The sequence below is a fragment of the Bacteroides sp. AM16-13 genome, assembly GCF_003602705.1.
GTDB lineage: Bacteria > Bacteroidota > Bacteroidia > Bacteroidales > Bacteroidaceae > Bacteroides > Bacteroides xylanisolvens.
On the sequence record NZ_QTLK01000076.1, the window covers coordinates 1 to 1,443 of the forward strand.

Here is a 1,443-nt window from a genome sequence, read left to right on the forward strand (position 1 = left end):
GGCTCAGTCTGAAACCTTGGGGGATTGCGTTAAAATTCTTATTTTTGCATCATGAAAACATCCTCTTCCCAAACGATTGATCCTGTTGCTTCTTTAAGCTTGTTCTTGCCTTCAGGAATCCTTGATTACTTTACCCTAGTCAATCATGTTTCTCAGGATACTTGCTTTATTCTTTATTTAGAGGAGAAAGCCACTATTCCTTCTGAGTACTCAGATCTACATCTTCACTCAAAAGGTTTCCTCCCTGAGATTGAAGTTCAGGACTTCCCTATCCGTGGTAAAGCCGTTTATTTACGTATCAAGCGTCGTCGCTGGGAAGATCCCTCCACTGGGCAGACATATAGTCGTGACTGGAGTTTGGTAGCCACCGGTACTCGCATAACCGCTGAGTTCGGTGCTTTTTTAAAAGAATTACTTAGATAATCACGCCGTTAGCTGCCAAAGTGTAGCAGAGCATTACTGTATGGATGGCAAACAGCTTCAAAGCCAATATAAAGATCACCTGAGTGACTTCCAGAATTGGGATCAGAGAGCACATGCCCAAGAGTATATCCTTTATCCAAAGAATATGGGTTATCGCCTATGTATTGACGAAACGGCTTTGAGCAAGGGAGATCTTTATACCATCTTAATAAATAGAGATAAGCGAGGTAGGAAAGGTTCTATGATAGCTGTAATTCAGGGCACTAAAGCCGATGATATCATTGCGGTACTTACAAAGATGCCACAGGAGCTGCGTAATCAAGTCAAAGAAATTACACTGGATATGGCAGGGAGCATGCAAAAGATTGCGAAAACGTGCTTTCCACGTGCCATGCAGGTGATTGATAGGTTTCATGTACAAAAACTTGTATACGAAGCGGTACAAGAGTTGCGTATTACATATAGATGGCAAGTGATAAAAGAGGAGAATAAAGCCATGAAAGCGGCAAAAGAGAAGGGGGAAGTACATAAAGCAGAAGAATTCGAAAACGGAGATACACTCAGGCAATTATTAGCCAGAAGCAGATATTTATTATTTAAATCACCTGATAAATGGACCAAGAGCCAGAAAATCAGGGCAGAATTACTTTTCAAGCAGTTTGAAGATATTAAACACGTATATTACTACTCATTGGAGTTGGGAAAGATCTTTTCCACAAACTATGACAAGGATGTAGCAAGAGTAAAGCTGGCACTATGGTATAATAAGATTGAAGAATATGGATACGATACATTCACAACAGTAGCAAACTCTATTGAGAACCATTATGAAAGGATTTTGAACTTCTTTGTGAACAGGAGTACAAATGCAGCAGCGGAAGCATTTAATGCTAAAATCAAAGCATTTAGGGCATCATTTAGAGGAGTAGTGGATATGAGCTTCTTCCTTTTTAGGCTAGCAAAGGTATATGCATGAAGGGAATTGACTAAACTTAATCCCCCAAGAATTACAACTGAGCC

General features: G+C 40.1%; 2 protein-coding genes. Both read left to right on the forward strand.

The window, feature by feature from the left end:
* Positions 1-51 precede the first annotated feature (51 nt).
* Entirely contained in the window at positions 52-423 is a 372-nt protein-coding gene (locus DW173_RS23620; protein WP_007483771.1) for a transposase family protein, read from the forward strand.
* Between the two features lie 40 nt (positions 424-463).
* A complete protein-coding gene (locus tag DW173_RS23625) occupies positions 464-1,399 on the forward strand; it encodes a transposase (RefSeq protein WP_120145341.1) in 936 nt (311 codons plus the stop codon).
* The last annotated feature ends 44 nt before the right edge of the window (positions 1,400-1,443 follow it).